Annotated in this window: 11 protein-coding genes; 5 read left to right on the forward strand and 6 right to left on the reverse strand. The window is 71.3% G+C overall.

Annotated features, from left to right (window positions below; all coding sequences use genetic code 11):
* The first annotated feature begins 147 nt into the window (after positions 1-147).
* Complete coding sequence (locus tag AC5WS8_RS36985) at positions 148-3,765, forward strand: hydantoinase B/oxoprolinase family protein (protein WP_496107869.1); 3,618 nt, start codon at positions 148-150, stop codon at positions 3,763-3,765.
* Positions 3,746-4,351 (forward strand): GTP-binding protein, encoded by a 606-nt coding sequence (locus AC5WS8_RS36990; RefSeq protein WP_496107870.1) that lies wholly within the window; start codon positions 3,746-3,748, stop codon positions 4,349-4,351. The genes AC5WS8_RS36985 and AC5WS8_RS36990 overlap by 20 nt, the downstream gene beginning before the upstream one ends.
* Positions 4,352-4,462: 111 nt before the next feature.
* Here AC5WS8_RS36990 and glpK read toward each other — a convergent pair whose 3' ends face one another.
* The 3 genes from glpK to AC5WS8_RS37005 form a co-directional block, all read right to left on the reverse strand.
* Entirely contained in the window at positions 4,463-5,983 is a 1,521-nt protein-coding gene (glpK, locus tag AC5WS8_RS36995; RefSeq protein WP_496107871.1) for a glycerol kinase GlpK, read from the reverse strand.
* Positions 5,984-6,004: 21 nt separating this feature from the next.
* Entirely contained in the window at positions 6,005-6,763 is a 759-nt protein-coding gene (locus AC5WS8_RS37000; protein ID WP_496107872.1) for an MIP/aquaporin family protein, read from the reverse strand.
* Between the two features lie 408 nt (positions 6,764-7,171).
* A complete protein-coding gene (locus tag AC5WS8_RS37005) occupies positions 7,172-8,812 on the reverse strand; it encodes an EAL domain-containing protein (RefSeq protein WP_496107873.1) in 1,641 nt (546 codons plus the stop codon).
* 269 nt (positions 8,813-9,081) lie between these two features.
* Between AC5WS8_RS37005 and AC5WS8_RS37010 the strand changes: the two genes are divergently transcribed.
* Entirely contained in the window at positions 9,082-9,621 is a 540-nt protein-coding gene (locus AC5WS8_RS37010; RefSeq protein ID WP_496107874.1) for an NUDIX domain-containing protein, read from the forward strand.
* 50 nt (positions 9,622-9,671) lie between these two features.
* On the opposite strand, the gene AC5WS8_RS37015 is transcribed toward AC5WS8_RS37010, so the two are convergent.
* Complete coding sequence (locus tag AC5WS8_RS37015; RefSeq protein WP_496107875.1) at positions 9,672-12,038, reverse strand: glycoside hydrolase family 31 protein; 2,367 nt, start codon at positions 12,036-12,038, stop codon at positions 9,672-9,674.
* 212 nt (positions 12,039-12,250) lie between these two features.
* Between AC5WS8_RS37015 and AC5WS8_RS37020 the strand changes: the two genes are divergently transcribed.
* Both AC5WS8_RS37020 and AC5WS8_RS37025 read left to right on the forward strand, forming a co-directional pair.
* The gene (locus AC5WS8_RS37020; RefSeq protein ID WP_496107876.1) at positions 12,251-14,218 is read left to right on the forward strand and encodes an acetoacetate--CoA ligase; all 1,968 of its coding nucleotides are present in this window, start codon (positions 12,251-12,253) and stop codon (positions 14,216-14,218) included.
* 113 nt (positions 14,219-14,331) lie between these two features.
* Positions 14,332-15,225 carry a DUF8829 domain-containing protein gene (locus AC5WS8_RS37025; RefSeq protein ID WP_496107877.1) on the forward strand — a complete coding sequence of 298 codons (894 nt, stop codon included), beginning with the start codon at positions 14,332-14,334 and terminating at the stop codon, positions 15,223-15,225.
* 75 nt (positions 15,226-15,300) lie between these two features.
* Here AC5WS8_RS37025 and ptsP read toward each other — a convergent pair whose 3' ends face one another.
* Both ptsP and AC5WS8_RS37035 read right to left on the reverse strand, forming a co-directional pair.
* Entirely contained in the window at positions 15,301-16,971 is a 1,671-nt protein-coding gene (ptsP, locus tag AC5WS8_RS37030) for a phosphoenolpyruvate--protein phosphotransferase (RefSeq protein WP_496107878.1), read from the reverse strand.
* 78 nt (positions 16,972-17,049) lie between these two features.
* On the reverse strand, positions 17,050-17,499 hold the full coding sequence (locus AC5WS8_RS37035; protein WP_496107879.1) for a PTS sugar transporter subunit IIA: 450 nt from the start codon (positions 17,497-17,499) through the stop codon (positions 17,050-17,052).
* Positions 17,500-17,813: the final 314 nt, after the last annotated feature.

Consider the following 17,813-nt stretch of genomic DNA (forward strand, 5'->3'; position numbering starts at 1 on the left):
CGAGTGCGCGGACATCCCAGCGGAAGCGAGGACCGGCGCCGGAGCTCCCGTCCCGATATGATCCAAGTGATCACCGGTTACCCACCGCAGTGCGCCGATCACCCGCCTGCGGGCAGGGTTGCGAGGAGCGCGATCGGAGAGACGGACGTGACCAGGGGCTGGCAGTTCTGGGTCGACCGCGGCGGCACCTTCACCGACATCGTCGCGCGCCGCCCGGACGGCCGGCTGCTCACTCACAAGCTGCTGTCGGACAACCCCCAACGGTACGCCGACGCCGCCGTCGCGGGCGTGCGCGAACTCCTCGAGGACGGCGCCTTCCCCGAGGTCGTCCGCATGGGCACCACCGTCGCCACCAACGCCCTGCTGGAACTCAAGGGCGAACGCACTCTCCTCGTCATCACCCGCGGTTTCCGCGACGCCCTGCGCATCGCCTACCAGAACCGCCCGCACATCTTCGCCCGCGCGATCGAGTTGCCCGAGCTGCTGTACGAGCGGGTCGTGGAGGTCGACGAACGCATCACCGCCGACGGCACGGTCCTGCACGGCCCCGACCTGGACGCCTTGTCCGTGCCGCTGCGGGAGGCGTACGACGACGGGATCCGCGCGATCGCCGTGGTCTGCATGCACAGCCATCTGCACCCCGCCCACGAGCAGGCCGTCGGCGAACTGGCCGCCCGTACCGGCTTCCCGCAGATCTCGCTGTCCAGCGAGGTCAGCCCCCTGATGAAACTGGTGCCGCGGGGTGACACGGCGGTCGCCGACGCCTACCTCTCCCCGGTCCTGCGCCGCTACGTCCAGCACGTCGCCGACGACCTCCGAGGCGTACGGCTGATGTTCATGCAGTCCAACGGCGGGCTGGCGGAGGCCGGACAGTTCCGCGGCAAGGACGCCGTCCTGTCCGGCCCCGCGGGCGGTATCGTCGGCATGGCCCGCATGTCGCGGCTCGCCGGCTTCGACCGGGTCATCGGCTTCGACATGGGCGGCACGTCCACCGACGTCTCGCACTTCGCCGGCGAGTACGAACGTGTCTTCACCACGCGGATCGCCGGAGTGCGGCTGCGAGCGCCCATGCTCGACATCCACACGGTCGCGGCGGGCGGCGGCTCGATCCTCCACTTCGACGGCTCCCGCTACCGCGTAGGGCCGGACTCGGCGGGCGCGGACCCGGGACCCGTCTGCTACCGGAACGGCGGGCCGCTCACCGTCACCGACGCCAATGTGATGCTCGGGCGCATCCAACCCGCCCACTTCCCGAGCGTGTTCGGCCCCGACGGCGACCAGCCCCTGGACGACGCGCTCGTCCGCGAGCGCTTCACCGCCCGCTCCCGCGAGATCCGCGAGCGGACGGGAGACGACCGCACCCCCGAGCAGGTCGCCGAGGGCTACCTGCAGATCGCCGTCGCCCATGTCGCGGGAGCCGTGAAGCGGATCTCGGTGCAGAAGGGGCACGACGTCACCCGCTACGCGCTCACCACCTTCGGCGGGGCAGGCGGCCAGCACGCGTGCATGGTCGCCGACTCCCTGGGCATCCGCACCGTCCTCGTACCCCCCATGGCCGGTGTGCTCTCCGCCCTCGGTATCGGGCTCGCCGACACCACCGCCATGCGCGAACAGTCCGTCGAAGCCCCCCTGGAGGCCGCCTCGATGCCCGGCGTCCGGACGACCGCCGACGCCCTCGAGGCCGCCGCCCGCGCCGAACTCCTCGCCGAGGACGTGCCCGAGGACCGCATCCGGGTCACCCGCCGGGCCCAACTGCGCTACGACGGCACCGACACGACCCTCACCGTCGAGCTGACCGAGCCCGGCGCGATGAGACGCGCCTTCGAAGAACGTCATCGCGCCACGTACTCCTTCACGCTCGACCGCCCGATCGTCGTCGAAGCCCTCTCCGTGGAAGCCACCGGCATCACCGAACCCCCCGACCTCTCCGCCCTCGCCCCGTACGAAGGCCGCTCGGCCGCGCCCGAGTCCGTCCGCCTCCACACGGGCGGCGCCTGGCGCGACGTACCCCTGCACCGCCGGGAGTGCCTCCCTCCCGGCGAAGCCGTCACCGGCCCGGCGATCATCACCGAGGCCGGTGCGACGACCGTCGTCGACGAGGGCTGGCGTGCCGTGGCCCGGGACGACGGGCATCTGGTCATGGAACGCGCAGCGATTACGGAGAGTTCCGAACTCGCCACAGAAGTCGACCCGGTTCTGCTCGAGGTCTTCAACAACTTGTTCATGTCCATCGCCGAACAGATGGGCGCCCGCCTGGAGTCCACAGCCCAGTCCGTCAACATCAAGGAACGCCTGGACTTCTCCTGCGCCCTCTTCGACCCCGAGGGCAACCTGGTCGCCAACGCCCCGCACATCCCCGTTCACCTGGGCTCGATGGGCACCAGCGTCAAGGAGGTCATCCGCCGGCGCGGCGACAGGATGCGCCCCGGAGACACCTACGCCGTCAACGACCCCTACCACGGCGGCACCCACCTGCCCGACATCACCGTCACCACCCCCGTCTTCGACACGGACGGTGACCGGATCCTCTTCCACGTCGCCTCCCGCGGCCACCACGCGGAGATCGGCGGCATCGCGCCCGGCTCCATGCCCGCGCGCAGCCGCTCCATCGAGGAGGAAGGTGTCCTCTTCGACGACTGGCTGCTCGTCGAGGGCGGCCGCTTCCGTGAGGAGGAGACGCTCCGCCTGCTGACCGAGGCGCCTCACCCCTCACGCAACCCGAAGACCAACCTCGCCGACCTGCGGGCCCAGATCGCCGCCAACCGCAAGGGCGTCGACGAAGTCGGCCGCATGGTTGAGGACTTCGGGCTCGACGTGGTGCAGGCGTACATGAAGCACGTCCAGGACCACGCCGAGGAGGCCGTGCGCCGCGTCATCGACGCCCTGGACGACGGCGAGTACGCCTACGAGACCGACTCCGGCGCCGTCATCCGCGTCCGGGTTCGTGTCGACCGCGCATGCCGCTGCGCCACCATCGACTTCACCGGCACGTCCGCTCAGGTCCCGACCAACTTCAACGCACCCTCGGCGGTGGTGCGCGCCGCCGTCCTGTACGTCTTCCGCACCCTGATCGCCGACGACATCCCCCTCAACGACGGCTGTCTGCGCCCGCTCCGGATCATCGTCCCGCCGGGCTCCCTGCTGGCCCCCGAGTACCCGGCCGCCGTCGTCGCCGGGAACGTCGAGACCTCCCAGGCCATCACCGGTGCCCTGTACGCCGCCCTCGGGGTGCAGGCCGAGGGATCCGGCACCATGAACAACGTCTCCTTCGGCAACGACCGGTACCAGTACTACGAGACGGTGGCCTCCGGATCCGGCGCCGGTGACGGCTTCTCCGGCGCGTCCGTGGTGCAGACCCACATGACCAACTCGCGCCTGACCGACCCGGAGGTCCTCGAGTGGCGACTGCCCGTCCTGCTCGAGGAATTCAGGGTGCGCCGCGGCACCGGCGGCGACGGACGGTGGCGCGGTGGGGACGGCGCCGTGCGCCGTATCCGCTTCCGGGAGTCCATGACGGTCTCCACGCTCTCCCAGCACCGCAGGATCCCGCCCTACGGCATGGCGGGCGGCAGGCCCGGAGCTCTCGGCGCGAACCGGGTGGAGCGTGCGGACGGGACCGTGGTGCGCCTCGCGGGCAGCGATGCCGCAGACGTCGGCCCCGGCGACGTACTGGTCATCGAAACCCCCGGCGGCGGAGGTTACGGACCGCCGCCGTCCGATCCCCCTCGAGCAGGAGAACAGAACGATGACCTTCGGGCGCAGTGAGCGCGGCAAGCCTCCCGTCGAGCCTGTCACGCTCAAGATCCTCGTGGCCGGCGGTTTCGGCGTGGGCAAGACGACCCTCGTCGGCGCGGTCAGCGAGATCAGGCCGCTGCGCACGGAGGAGGTGCTCACCGAGGCGGGCCGCCCGGTCGACGACACCCGTGATGTGGAGGGCAAGCACACCACCACCGTCGCCATGGACTTCGGCCGTATCACCCTCCGCGAGGACCTGGTGCTCTACCTGTTCGGGACGCCCGGCCAGGACCGCTTCTGGTTCCTGTGGGACGAACTGGCCACCGGTGCCCTGGGCGCCGTCGTCCTCGCCGACACCCGCCGCCTGGAGGACTGCTTCGCCGCCGTCGACTACTTCGAGCGCCGTTCCATCCCGTTCGTCGTCGGTGTCAACTGCTTCGACGGCGCGGTCCGTCACTCCGCGAACGACATACGGCAGGCCCTCGACCTGGACGACGACGTGCCGGTCGTCCTCTGTGACGCCCGCGAGCGGCAGTCGGTCAAGGAGGTGCTGATCGAGGTCGTGCGGTACGCCGGGAGGCACACCGCCGAGCGCCGGGCGAGCGTCCCCAGCTGATCGCCGGGGACAGGCAGGGGCGGCTCGTACCCCCGCCGACCGGGGTACGAGCCGCCGTCGCGCACGCGCGTGCGGTTCAGACGCGAGGCACGCGCGCGTGGACGGTGAGGGTCAGTCCGCCCCCTCCTCCTGCCAGCCGAAGCTCTTCTCCACGGCCTTGCGCCAGTTGCGGTACTCCCGGTCTCGGACCGAGGCCTCCATGGCGGGCGTCCACTCGACGTCCTTCTGCCAGTGCGACTTCAGTTCGTTCAGGTCGTGCCACACCCCGGTCGCGAGCCCGGCCGCGTACGCGGCTCCCAGGCAGGTCGTCTCGGAGACCTTCGGCCGGATCACCGGCACGCCGAGCACGTCCGCCTGGTGCTGCATCAGCAGGTTGTTCTTCGTCATGCCGCCGTCGACCTTCAGGGAGGTGATCGGTACCCCGGAGTCCTGGTACATGGCGTCCACGACCTCGCGCGTCTGCCAGCTCGTCGCCTCCAGCACCGCCCGTGCCAGGTGCGCCTTCGTGACGTAGCGGGTCAGCCCGGTCACCACCCCCCGAGCGTCGGAGCGCCAGTAGGGGGCGAAGAGGCCGGAGAACGCGGGCACGAAGTACGCTCCGCCGTTGTCGTCGACGCTCGCCGCCAGCCTCTCGATCTCGTCCGCGGTGCGGATGATGCCGAGCTGGTCGCGGAACCACTGCACCAGCGCACCGGTGATCGCGATGGACCCCTCCAGGCAGTAGACCGGTGCTTCCTCACCGATCTTGTAGCCCATGGTCGTCAGCAGCCCGTTCTTCGAGGGCACCGGCCGGTCGCCGGTGTTCAGCAGCAGGAAACTGCCCGTGCCGTAGGTGTTCTTCGCCGTTCCCGCGTCGTAGCAGGCCTGGCCGAACACCGCCGCCTGCTGGTCGCCCAGTGCGGAGGCGACGGGAACGCCGGCCAGCTGGCCGACAGCGGTCCCGTACACCTCGGAGGAGGACCTGATCTCCGGGAGGATCGCCTCCGGGACGTTCATGGCGGACAGGATGGCGGGATCCCACTGGAGCGTCCGGAGGTTCATCAGCATGGTGCGTCCCGCGTTGGTGACGTCGGTGACGTGCCGTCCGCCGTCCGTACCACCGGTCAGGTTCCAGATCAGCCAGGAGTCGATGGTGCCGAACGCGATCTCGCCGCGTTCCGCGCGCGCCCTGAGTCCGGGCACGTTGTCCAGCAGCCAGGCCGCCTTGGGCCCGGAGAAGTAACTCGCGAGCGGTAGCCCGGTCTGCTCGCGGAAACGGTCCTGCCCGTCGGAGCCGCCGAGTTCACCGCACAGCGCGGCCGTCCGGGTGTCCTGCCAGACGATCGCGTTGTGCACGGGCTTGCCCGTGGCGCGGTCCCACAGGACCGTGGTCTCGCGCTGGTTGGTGATGCCGAGTGCGGCTATCCGGTCGGCGCGCAGCCCGGCCTTGGCGATGGCGCCCGCGACCACCGCCTGCACCTTGGACCAGATCTCCGTGGCGTCGTGCTCCACCCAGCCCGGCTTGGGGAAGATCTGGCGGTGTTCCCGCTGGTCCACGGCGACGATCCCACCGCCCTGGTCGAAGACGATGCAGCGGCTCGACGTGGTGCCCTGGTCGATCGCGGCGACGTACTTGCGGTCGTGGTCCGTCATGACGTCCCCTTCGTCAAAGGGTCAGAAGGCTGCTTTGTACACAAGGGCCGACAGCGCACCGCCGATCAGCGGTCCCACCACCGGTATCCAGGCGTAGCCCCAGTCCGACCCGCCCTTGTTGGGAATCGGCAGCAGGGCGTGGGTGAGGCGCGGGCCGAGGTCCCGGGCGGGATTGATCGCGTATCCGGTGGGCCCGCCGAGCGAGAGGCCGATGCCGACGACGAGCAGGGAGACGAGCAGGATGCCGATGCCCGAACCGTAGGCCGTCGTACCGGGGATGATGCCGATGCCGGTGCCCAGGTTCTTGCCGAAGAACAGGATGGGTAGCACCAGGCCGGCCGTCGCGATGGTCTCGGTGACGAGGTTGGCGACCGGATTGCGGATCTCCGGGGTGGTGGAGAAGATCCCGAGCGTGGGCTGGGCCGTGTCCTCCTCGGCGTTCGCCTGGAACTGGGCGAAGTAGAGGAGCCAGGTCAGCACGGCGCCGAGGACCGCGCCCGCCATCTGGCCCAGCAGGTAGTACGGGACGTCTTCCCACCGGGTGATGCCGGCGATGGCGAGGCCGATGGTCACCGCCGGGTTGAGGTGTCCGCCGGACTTGGGGGCGGCGGTGTAGGCGCCCGCGAGGACGCCGAAGCCCCAGCCGAAGGCGATGACGGCCCAGCCCGCGCCTTTGGCCTTGGAGTGGTGGAGGGTGACGGCGGCGCAGACTCCCGCGCCGAACAGGATGAGTACGGCCGTGCCGATCAACTCGCCGACGAAGATGCTTGCATGCGTCATGGCGGCTCCTAGGCCCTCGCCCGGGGTCCGTCGGGCCCCGTGTCGGTCCTTGGTGCAGGGTGCGTTCCCTTGGCGACTTCAGCCGTGGGCAGGCAGGTTCCGAGCCCCGGCCGGCGTCCCTGACGAGCGTGCCTGTACAGCCGAACCGCCCGTGGGGGATGACCCGTGGCACCGGCGTGGGTCCAGGGCCGGTCCGACGATTCCCGCCTGCCCGCGGGCGGATCGCCCCGCGGGCGTACGACGGGAATGGCCGGACAGGTCCTCGGAGCGCATGACCCGAATACGCCGAATGCGGCGATGCCGACCGACATCCGGAAGTTTTCTCCCGCACCCACGGAGCGTCAAGGCAGGCGACGTAAACGGTGGACAGGCATCCGCAGGATGGGGAGGGACGCGCACGGCGTGGTGTCAGCGGCCGCCCGGGACGACCGCCGGTGCCGGAGCCGGAAGCGAGCCGCGGCGGATCTCGTGGCCCGGGAGCCCAGCCCGTCCCAGGACCCAACTCGCGCCGCTCAGCGCCTTCGCCGCCTGCTTGAGGGGGGCCAGACACGCCGCCGCCTGACGGTGGTCGGCCACGCTGCCGGGTGCGCACAACACCGTGGCCAGCGACAGCGTGACCGTGCGCCCGCCCGCCGACCAGGGTGCGTCCAGCACCGACGCCGCCAGCGGGTCGAGCCCCTCCGGATCGGCCAGCACCAGGAAGTCGTCCCCGCCGATGTGGCCCACTCGTGTGCTTCCCGACGCGGCGCCCTGCAACGCCCGGCCCACCGACCGGATGAGCTCGTCACCGGCCGCGAACCCCGCCCCGTCGTTGACCTGTTTGAAGTGGTCGACGTCCAGCCAGCTCAGCGCGAACATCCGTCCGTCCGCGATCCGCCGGTCCACCTCACCGGTGATCGCGTCGGATCCGGGCAGCCGGGTCAGCGGATTGAGCCCCGCCGCCTCCTCGACCCGGCTCTCGGCCAGCGCCCGTACGAGGTCCGCGAGCCGTACGACGGCCACGCACCGCCCCTGGTGGTCGACCACCGCCACGTCGTCCGAGGTGCGGTCCCGCTCGCCGTCCGCGACGACGTCGAGCACCTCCCAGGCCGTGGCGTCGATGCCGACCGTGCGCGGCGGATCACCCAGCTTCACGGCGGGCCGGTCGGCGTACAACGCGTGTCCGTACCGCCCCGACATCGACAGCAGGAACCGCGAGCGGTGCACCGATCGGACCGGCACCCCGTCACGGTTCACCAGCAGCACCCCGGACACCTCGGGTGACCCGGTGAGCAGAGCCCGCACCTGCCCGGCCGAGGCCGTGGCGGGCAGCAGCGCGGCGGGTCGCAGGAACTGCCGCACCGAGGGTCCGGTACGCGGGGCCGCCGGCGCGGGAGGGGCCGTCACCGGAACGTACACGTCCGCGGCGGGCCGCCGGGACGGCGGCGCCAGCAGATCGCCCTGCGCCCACTGCGCGCCGGCCGCCCGCACCGCCGCGCACTGTGTCTCGGTCTCCACGCCCTCGACCGACAGCAACGCGCCCAGCTGCTCGCACAGCGTCCGCATGGCCCGCACCGCGGCCGGCCGCGTCAGCAGGGACGCGTCGAGCTTGATCAGGTCAGGCGCAAGGTCCGACAGCAGGCGCACCGGTACGTCGCCGTCACCGACTCCGTCCGCACAGATCCGGAAACCTTCGCCGCGCAGTACGCCCACGGCGTCCAACAGGGCCCGCTGCGGCACGTGGACGTACGGCGGGCCGATGTCGACCGTCACCTCCCACGGCAGCCGCCCCGCCTGGCGCACGGCCTGTCGCAGAGCGGTGAGGCCGCCGAGATCGGCGAGCGTCGACGCGAACACGTTGACGTGCAGCGGCAGCAGGGTCTCCGTCCGCGCCGCCGCGCCGACCGCCAAGGCGGCCAGAATTCCGTCGAGTTCGGGGTCGCGGCGGGCCTGCGCGAGGACGTCGCCGGTCTCCGGGCGCGCAAGGATCTCCAGTGCCGCCACCCCTCCGGTCGTCAGATTGACCACCGGCTGGAAGGCGAAGCGGATGCTGTCCGTCCAGGAGGGCACGGAAGCATGATGGCGTCGTCGGCGCCCTCCCAGGCCCAGTTCATGACCTGTTCACACAGGATTCCCGAGTGGTCACGGAGCGTAGGAACGGCGCGGTCCGCCGCACGGTGTTCGCCGCGCTCATCGCCGTTCCCGCCTCGGCGCGACACAGCCCGGGGCACCGCGCCGTCGACCACTTCGTGCACCGGGCGAGGGTCCGCGTCGTTGCCGTCCAGCCCGTGAGCCGCCCTCGGAAGCTGCCGCACAGATGATCGGATACAGTCCGCCACGTGTCCGAATCCCTGATCCCATCCGCCGCCGACTCCGTGCCGGACTCCCACTGTTCGAGCTGCGGGACGCCCTACGAAGCGGGCGTCTCCGGCTGGCCCCGCACCTGCGCCACGTGCGGCAGGGTGGCCTACCGCAACCCGCTGCCCGTCGCGGTCGCCCTTCAGCCCGTGTACGACACCAGGGGCACGTCCCTCGTCGTCATCACCCGGACCGTCCCGCCCGCGCGCGGCGGCACCGCCCTGCCGGGAGGATTCATCGACCACCGGGAGGACTGGCGGCACGCCGTCGTCCGGGAGCTGAAGGAGGAGACCGGCATCGACGCCGCCGCGCGCGATGTGCGGCTCGTCGACGCGATGAGCTCGCCGGACGGCCATCTGCTGCTGTTCGGGCTTCTGCCGGAGCGTCCGGCGGCGGAGCTGCCGCCGTCCACCGGGACGGACGAGACGGAGGGCTGGCAGCTCCTGCGCCGACCCACCGAACTCGCCTTCCCCTTGCACACGCTGGCGGTCCAGGGCTGGTTCGAAGGCCGCTACGTCTGAGCCCACGCGGGTACGCGCGCCACACAGCCTCCCGCGCGTCCCGCGACGGGTCACCCGTGGCCGAGGCCCCGCACCCGCACCCGACACGCGGGGTCGCTGCGGCCTTCGCCCTTCTCCCGCCGGACCACCACCCGGCGCCCCTTCCACCGTGTCACATAACGCTCGATCTCCGGCTCCGCCCAGCCGTCGCCCGCGTCCGGCACCACGGTGCCGCCCCCGGACAGCCCCCGAGCCGGTGCCCACGCCTCCAGCTCCAGGTCCCCGTCCGCACCCCGTACGGGCAGCACGGCGCCCGCACGCGCGAACACGGGAATCCGCCCCAGGGGCGCGTCGGCCAGCACCCGGCCCGGCCCTTCGTACACCGCCTCGGTCACCGTGTCGTACCAGCGCCCCGGCGGCAGCAGCACCGTCCGCCGGACCGCGCCGGCTTCCAGCACCGGTGCCACCAGGAGGCTGTCGCCGAGCAGGAAGGCGTCCTCGCACTCCCGCAGCGCCCTGTCCTCGGGTGCGCCCCACCACAGGGGCCGCACATAGGGCGCGCCCGTGCGGCGCGCCAGATGCGCCAGGGTGACGAAGTACGGCAGCAGCCGTCGTCGCTCGGCGAGCGCCACGCGCGCGTGCTCCAGAACGTCGTCGCCGAACTCCCAGGGCTCCCGTCGCCCGGCGCGCTCACTCGCGTGGGTGCGGAAGAACGGCAAGTAGGCGGCGAGCTGGAACCAGCGCAGATACAACTCCGGCGACGGACTCCCGTCGAAGCCGCCGACGTCCGGCCCGGAGTACGGCACGCCGCACAGCCCGAGTCCCAGCACCAGCGACAGCGAGGCCCGCAGCCCCGGCCAGCCCGTGGCCACGCCCCCGGACCAGGTCCCGCCGTAGCGCTGGATACCGGCCCATCCCGAGCGGGAGAAGAGGAACGGCCGCTCCTCGGGGACCAAACCGCGCAGCCCCTCGTACGCGGCCTGCGCCATGCACAGCGCGTACACGTTGTGGGCCTCCCGGTGGTCACCGCCCCGGCCCTCCAACGCGTGCCGGGCCGAGCGCGGCAGGGTGTTCTCCCCGAAGGCCGTGAACGACACCGGCTCGTTCATGTCGTGCCAGAACCCCGCGAAGCCCTGGGCGAGGCGCTCCCGGTAGAGACCGCCCCACCACTCACGCACGCGCGCGTGCGTGAAGTCGGGGTAGACGACCTCACCCGGCCACACGACCCCCTCCACCGGCCGCCCCGACGCGTCCCGCACGAACGCGTCCTCGGCGCGCCCGCCGTCGTACACCGGTTCGCCCGGCTCCGCCTTGACCGCCGGGTCGACGACCGACACCAGGCGGATCCCGTCCCGGCGCAGATCCTCGGCGAGCAACGGCAGCTTCGGGAAGCGGTCCAGGTCGACCGAGAACACCCGGTGGTCGTCGAAGTGATCGATGTCCAGATGGACGGCATCGAGCGGAAGGCCACGCTCCGTGTACCCGGCGACGATCCGGCGCACCTCCTGGTCGGTGCCGAAGCCCCGCCGCGCGTGATGGTGCCCCAGTGCCCAGGCCGGCGGCACAGCGGGCGCCCCGGTCAGCGACGCCCAGACCCGCAGCACGCGCGCGGGGGTGCCCACCGCCACCCAGCAGCGCAGCGGCCCGCCGTCCATCCGCACCTCGCAGGTTCCCTCCCGGTCGTGTCCGGACCCCGCACCCTCCTCGCCCTCGCGCAACGTCACCGTGCCGTCCCACGAGGTGTCGTGAAAGACCAGATGTGTGCCCGCGTCGGCCACCACCATCTGGACCGGCATCGTGATGTACAGGGGATCGTCGCAGGGCCCGAATGACCGTCCCGGGTCCGTGTTCCACAACCGGTAGGTCCCATCGCGCAGTCGGGGCCCTCCGGCCCGCCCGCCCAGCCCGAAGAAACGTGCCTCGGGTGCCACTTCGGCCCGCTGCATCCAGCGGGCATCGCCCCCGTCCACCGACTCCCACCACCGGGGCGGCAGATCCCGGCGCAGGGTCAGCCCACCGGGTGTGCACACCTCGATCGCGCCGTGCCGCGACACCACGACCGTGACGCGCTCCGCCACGACCCGCCAGCCCCCGTCCTTGTCCGGTTCCAGCACGGCCCGCGGATCCGGCTCGGGGCAGCGGCCCGCGAGCGCGTACGACGGCTCCGGCCCCACCCCGTCCCAGCCCCAGAAAACCGACCCGTTCACCGCGACCATGATCCGCAGTTCGGCGCGCGCGAACTGTACGACACCACCGCCCGGCCCGGGCTGCACGTCGCGGACGGGGCCAGGTACCCGAGCCCGTTCCGCGCCCCGCCGCGGCAACCCGGTGGCGTCGGCACGCCTCCTGCGCCACGCGGCCCGCACGGTGCGCAGACCGCCTGCCGCACCCCCCGAACCGACCGCCTTCACCGAACGCACCAGGTCACGACCTTCCATGCTGTTCAGCCTGCCATTGACTCCCTCATGCAGGGAGGCCGTTCAACTGCCGTTCACCTGTGTTGAGAGCACAGCTTCGCCATGCCGACTATGTGGGGCACACCCTGGTGCAGAAGTCGATCACATGGCATCGTCCGTGTCAGCCGCGTGACGCGCACACCCAGCACGTGCGCGGACCACGCACACGACGCGCACAGTCCGGGAGCCGCCCCATGACCTCAGCGAACCCCACGCCCCTGTGGCAGCCCGACGCCGACCGCATCGCCCGGGCACAGATCACCCGGTTCCAGGAGTGGGCGGCCGAACACCACGGAGCACCCGCCGAGGGCGGCTACCCAGCGCTGCACCGCTGGTCGGTGGACGAGCTGGACACCTTCTGGAAGGCCGTCACCGAGTGGTTCGACGTACGGTTCTCCACCCCCTACGCGCGCGTGCTCGGCAACCGTTCCATGCCGGGCGCCGAATGGTTCCCCGGGGCGACCCTGAACTACGCCGAGCACGCCCTGCGCGCGGCAGCCACCCGAGCCGACGCCCCCGCCCTGCTGGCCGTCGACGAGACCCACGAGCCCCGCCCGGTCACCTGGGCCGCACTGCGCCGCCAGGTCGGCTCCCTCGCCGCCGAACTGCGCGCCCTCGGCGTACGCCCCGGAGACCGCGTCAGCGGCTACCTGCCCAATATCCCCGAGGCCGTCGTCGCCCTTCTCGCCACCGCAGCCGTCGGTGGCGTGTGGACCTCCTGCGCCCCCGACTTCGGCGCCCGCAGCGTCCTGGACCGCTTCCAGCAGGTCGAACCCGTTGTCCTGGTCACGGTCGACGGCTACCGCTACGGAGGCAAGGAGCACGACCGGCGCGAGATCGTCGCCGAACTGCGCCGCGAACTGCCCACCCTGCGTGCGGTCGTCCACATCCCGCTGCTGGGCACCGACGCCCCCGAAGGCGCCCTGGAGTGGTCGGCACTGACCTCGGCGGACGTCGAGCCCGTCTTCGAGCAGGTCCCCTTCGACCACCCGCTGTGGGTGCTGTACTCCTCGGGCACCACCGGCCTGCCCAAGGCCATCGTCCAGTCCCAGGGCGGCATCCTGGTCGAGCACCTCAAGCAGCTCGGCCTGCACTGCGACCTCGGCCCCGAAAGCCGCCTCTTCTGGTACACCTCCACCGGCTGGATGATGTGGAACTTCCTCGTCTCCGGCCTGCTGACGGGCACCACGATCGTCCTGTACGACGGCAGCCCCGGCCACCCCGACACCGGCGCACAGTGGCGTGTCGCCGAACGCACCGGGGCCACACTCTTCGGCACGTCCGCCGCCTACGTCATGGCCTGCCGCAAGGCAGGCGTGCACCCGGCCCGCGACTACGACCTCACGAATGTGCAGTGTGTGGCCACCACCGGCTCGCCGCTACCGCCGGACGGCTTCGCCTGGCTGCACGACGAGGTCCGCGACGACCTGTGGATCGCCTCTGTCAGCGGCGGCACCGACGTGTGCTCCTGCTTCGCGGGGGCCGTACCGACTCTTCCCGTGTACATCGGAGAACTCCAGGCGCCCGCCCTCGGCACCGACCTGCAGTCCTGGGGCCCCAGCGGCGAGCCCCTCGTCGACGAGGTCGGCGAGCTGGTCGTCACCAACCCGATGCCCTCCATGCCGATCCGCTTCTGGAACGACCCCGACGGCAGCCGCTACCACGAAAGCTACTTCGCCATGTATCCGGGAGTGTGGCGCCACGGCGACTGGATCACCGTCACCTCCCGCGGTTCCGTGATCATCCACGGCCGCTCGGACTCCACGCTCAACCGCCAGGGCGTCCGCATGGGCTCGGCCGACATCTACGAAGCCGTGGAACGCCTCCCCGAGATCAGGGAGTCCCTCGTCATCGGCATCGAACAGCCGGACGGCGGCTACTGGATGCCCCTGTTCGTCCACCTGGCCCCCGGAGCCGTCCTGGACGACAGCCTGCTGAACCGCATCAGGCAGACCATCCGCGAACAGCTCTCCCCCCGCCACGTCCCGGACGAGATCATCGAAGTCCCGGGCGTGCCGCACACCCTCACGGGCAAGCGCATCGAAGTCCCGGTCAAACGCCTCCTGCAGGGCGCCCCGCTGGAAAAGGCCGTCAACCCCGGATCCATCGACAACCTCGACCTGCTCCACTTCTACGAGGATCTGGCCCGCAAACGCGCCTGACGCTCCTCGCCCAGCCCCCGCAACGGCCTGCCGGCCGCCTCCGACCGGCAGGCCGTTGTCAGTGCCGCCCGTTACGTTGAGTGAGAACAGATCGACTGTACGTAGGGGAAATCATGCGGCACACCGAGCAGCGGACCATGCGAGGCGTCCTGCGCCGAGAGATCGCCGGCACCATCGGCCTGCTGACCGACGAACACGACTTCACCGCGATGCGGCGCTACCGCACCTTCGCCTTCGACGACCACACGACCTACCTGCAGCAGGTCGAAGCCCTGCTCAGGACCCTCGCCGCGCAGGGCAGCCACACCACGGTCGCCCTCTTCGACCCCGAGGACTACGCCGTGTTCTGCGCCCACAGCGGCCTGGAACCGGACGCCCCGTCCAGCCGAACCCGCTTCACCGCGGAACTGGCCGCCACCGGACCGACCCTGCCCTACGAGGGCCGGCCCCTGGCCGAACTCGTCCCCGACCTGATCGACGAGGCGGTACGACAGGCCACCTGGCAGTACGCGACCGCGATGCTGTCCCGGCTGGGCACCTGCGCCGCCTGCGGCGAGGACGTCGGACGCGCCGCCTTCGCGCACGCCTCCCGCCTCGTCGCCCGCATCCTCGACACCGCGGACCCCGGCCGGCGCCACCTCGTGTGCAGCGTCTCCGCCGCACCCGAGACACTTGTCGCTGTGCTCCACTCGGACCAGGGCCCCGACGGCACGGCCCACCTGGACGAGACCGAGGCAAGGGAGTTCACCAGCGTCCTCGCCCTGGGCATCGCCACCCACAGCGCCGGCGGACTCGTCATGCGCACCACAGCGCCCGGCACTCCCGACCGTGTCTACGGCTGGCGCCTGCGCGGCGAACGACTGGAACCACTCACCGCCGCAGAGGTCTTCGACGCCTACTGCACCGACATCGAGTCCGGTGACCTGGTCTCGCCCGAATCCGGCGTCGACTACTGCGCCCCACCCGACCTCGGAGACGACGACAGCACACCCGGCCACACTCATTGAACGAGTGAGGGGCGCCCCCCTCCACGAGGCGGAGCGCCCCTCGCCGCACCACGCCGGAGCGACGACCCGTGCCGGCTACTCGCCGGACAGCACCGCCTGAGCCGCCCTGCGCGCCTCGTCGGCGGTGTCCGCGGCACGCGCGGCCGCCGCGGCGCGCTCACACTGCGCCAACGTGTACTTCGCCAGGGTCGCCCGCACATAGGGAATCGACGCCGCACCCATGGACAGGGAGGTGACGCCCAGACCGGTCAGCACACAGGCCAGCAGCGGATCCGACGCGGCCTCACCGCACACACCGCAGCTCTTGCCCTCGGCCTTCGCCGCCTCCGCCGACAGTGCGACCAGATCGAGCAGCGCCGGCTGCCACGGGTCCTGCAGACGTGACACCGCACCCACCTGACGGTCCGCGGCGAACGTGTACTGCGCGAGGTCGTTGGTTCCCAGCGACAGGAACTCGACCTCCTGCAGGATCGAGCGCGCCCGCAGCGCGGCCGACGGGATCTCCACCATGGCACCGAACTTCGCCCGCAGCCCGGCCTCCCGGCACGCGTCTGCGAACGCCCTGGCGTCGGTGCGGTCGGCGACCATCGGCGCCATGACCTCCAGGTACACCGGCAGCCCCTCCGCGGCCTTCGCCAGCGCGGTCAGCTGTGTGCGCAGCACCTCCGGGTGGTCGAGCAGCGTCCGCAGACCGCGTACACCCAGCGCGGGGTTCGGCTCGTCCGCGGGGGTCAGGAAGTCCAGGGGTTTGTCCGCACCCGCGTCCAGCACCCGCACGACGACCCGGCCCTCGGGGAACGCCTCGAGAACCTGCCGGTAGGCCTCGATCTGCTTCTCCTCGGACGGCGCCTTCTTGTTGTCGTCGAGGAACAGGAACTCCGTACGGAACAGACCGACACCCTCGGCGCCCGCGTCGACGGCGGCCGGCACGTCCGCCGGACCACCGACGTTCGCCAGCAGCGGCACCTTGTGACCGTCTGCCGTGGCACCCGGTCCCGTCGAGGCCGCCAGGGCCGCCTTGCGCTCCGCTGCCGCGGCCTGCAGCTGCGTCTTCTTCTCGTCGCCGGGGTTCACGAATATCTCGCCGGTGCTGCCGTCGACGGCGATCACCGTGCCCTCGGCGAGTTCACCCGCACCGGGGAGGGCCACCACGGCCGGAACGCCGAGCGCACGCGCCAGAATGGCGCTGTGGCTGGTCGGCCCGCCCTCCTCGGTGACGAAGCCGAGCACGAGGGACGGATCCAGCAGGGCTGTGTCCGCTGGAGCGAGATCCCGGGCGACCAGGACATAGGGCTCGTCGCTGTCCGGCACACCCGGCATCGGCACTCCGAGCAGACGCGCGACGATACGGTTCCGCACATCATCCAGATCGGCCACACGCCCGGCGAGGTACTCCCCGGCGCCCGCCAGCAGCTCCCGGTACGCCGCGAACGCGTCGTACACCGCCCGCTCCGCCGTACTGCCGACAGCTATACGACGGTCCACGTCCGCCATCAGCTCGGGGTCCTGGGCCATCATGGCCTGGGCCTCCAGCACCGCCTGCGCCTCGCCGCCCGCGAGATTGCCGCGCGCGATCAGATCGGCCGCCACAGCTTCCACGGCCTGGCGGGCGCGCCCCTGTTCACGCTCCGCCTCCTCCGCCGGTATCTGCTTCGCCGGGGGCTCGAGAACCGCCGTGCCCATGTGCCGAACCTCGCCGATCGCCACACCGTGGCTCACACCGACGCCTCGCAGCGTTGTCTCCATCTCACCCGTCTCCGAATCATGCGGCGGGTCCCGCCACCGCGATGGTTGTTGGTCGTGCCGCTCAGTACGGCGTCGGTGTCACTGCCAGGAGAAGAGCTGGTCGCCCGCCTTCACGTCACCCTCCTCGCGGAGAGCGGACAGGGAGTCGGCCGTGGCCTCGAGCGCCACCACGGGGCACACCGGAGACTTGCCGGCCTGCTCGACGGCTGCCGGGTTCCAGCGCACGACGGTCTGACCACGCGTGACGGTGTCGCCCTTGTTGACGAGCAGCTCGAAGCCCTCACCGTTCAGCTGCACGGTGTCGATGCCCAGGTGGGTCAGGACGCCGTGTCCCTCTGCGTCCACCACGACGAAAGCGTGCGGGTGAAGGGAGACAACGACTCCGTCCACGGGGGAGACGGCCTCCATCGGCTCACGTGCGGGGTCGATCGCCATACCGGGACCGACCATCGCTCCGGCGAAGACGGGGTCGGGTACTGCGGCCAGTGCGATCGCACGTCCGGCAACAGGGGACGTCACAGCGGTCATGGGAAGCCTCCCAGGGGTGGAGTCCAAACGGGCCGTCACTGCCTGTCCCGGACGGCACACTGGGCAGCAGCGTATGTCATATGAACTGCCGGTTCCGCATGAGACGTACTGCTTGGCGACCCTTGGAACGCGGCGTGAGCGATTTGCACCCGCTCCCTGACCGGTGTACAGTCGTACTCCTGCCTGGGGCGGAGCGATGCGACCGAGCGTCGTCGACCGGGCAGCACCCAAACTCGTCAGATCCTATCTCGGGATCCCGTTCCGCATGTCTGCCGGGCGGTGGTCAGAGAGACGGAAAAACCCTGATAGAGTTT

This window comes from Streptomyces sp. PTL18 (genome assembly GCF_059510295.1).

Excerpts from the sequence above, each read along its gene's own strand:
- AC5WS8_RS37035 (WP_496107879.1), bottom strand. The coding sequence starts at position 17,499 with ATGACCGCTGTGACGTCCCCTGTTGCCGGACGTGCGATCGCACTGGCC.
- AC5WS8_RS37020 (WP_496107876.1), top strand. The coding sequence starts at position 12,251 with ATGACCTCAGCGAACCCCACGCCCCTGTGGCAGCCCGACGCCGACCGC.
- AC5WS8_RS37000 (WP_496107872.1), bottom strand. The coding sequence starts at position 6,763 with ATGACGCATGCAAGCATCTTCGTCGGCGAGTTGATCGGCACGGCCGTA.
- glpK (WP_496107871.1), bottom strand. The coding sequence starts at position 5,983 with ATGACGGACCACGACCGCAAGTACGTCGCCGCGATCGACCAGGGCACC.
- AC5WS8_RS37025 (WP_496107877.1), top strand. The coding sequence starts at position 14,332 with ATGCGGCACACCGAGCAGCGGACCATGCGAGGCGTCCTGCGCCGAGAG.
- ptsP (WP_496107878.1), bottom strand. The coding sequence starts at position 16,971 with ATGGAGACAACGCTGCGAGGCGTCGGTGTGAGCCACGGTGTGGCGATC.
- AC5WS8_RS37015 (WP_496107875.1), bottom strand. The coding sequence starts at position 12,038 with ATGGAAGGTCGTGACCTGGTGCGTTCGGTGAAGGCGGTCGGTTCGGGG.
- AC5WS8_RS36990 (WP_496107870.1), top strand. The coding sequence starts at position 3,746 with ATGACCTTCGGGCGCAGTGAGCGCGGCAAGCCTCCCGTCGAGCCTGTC.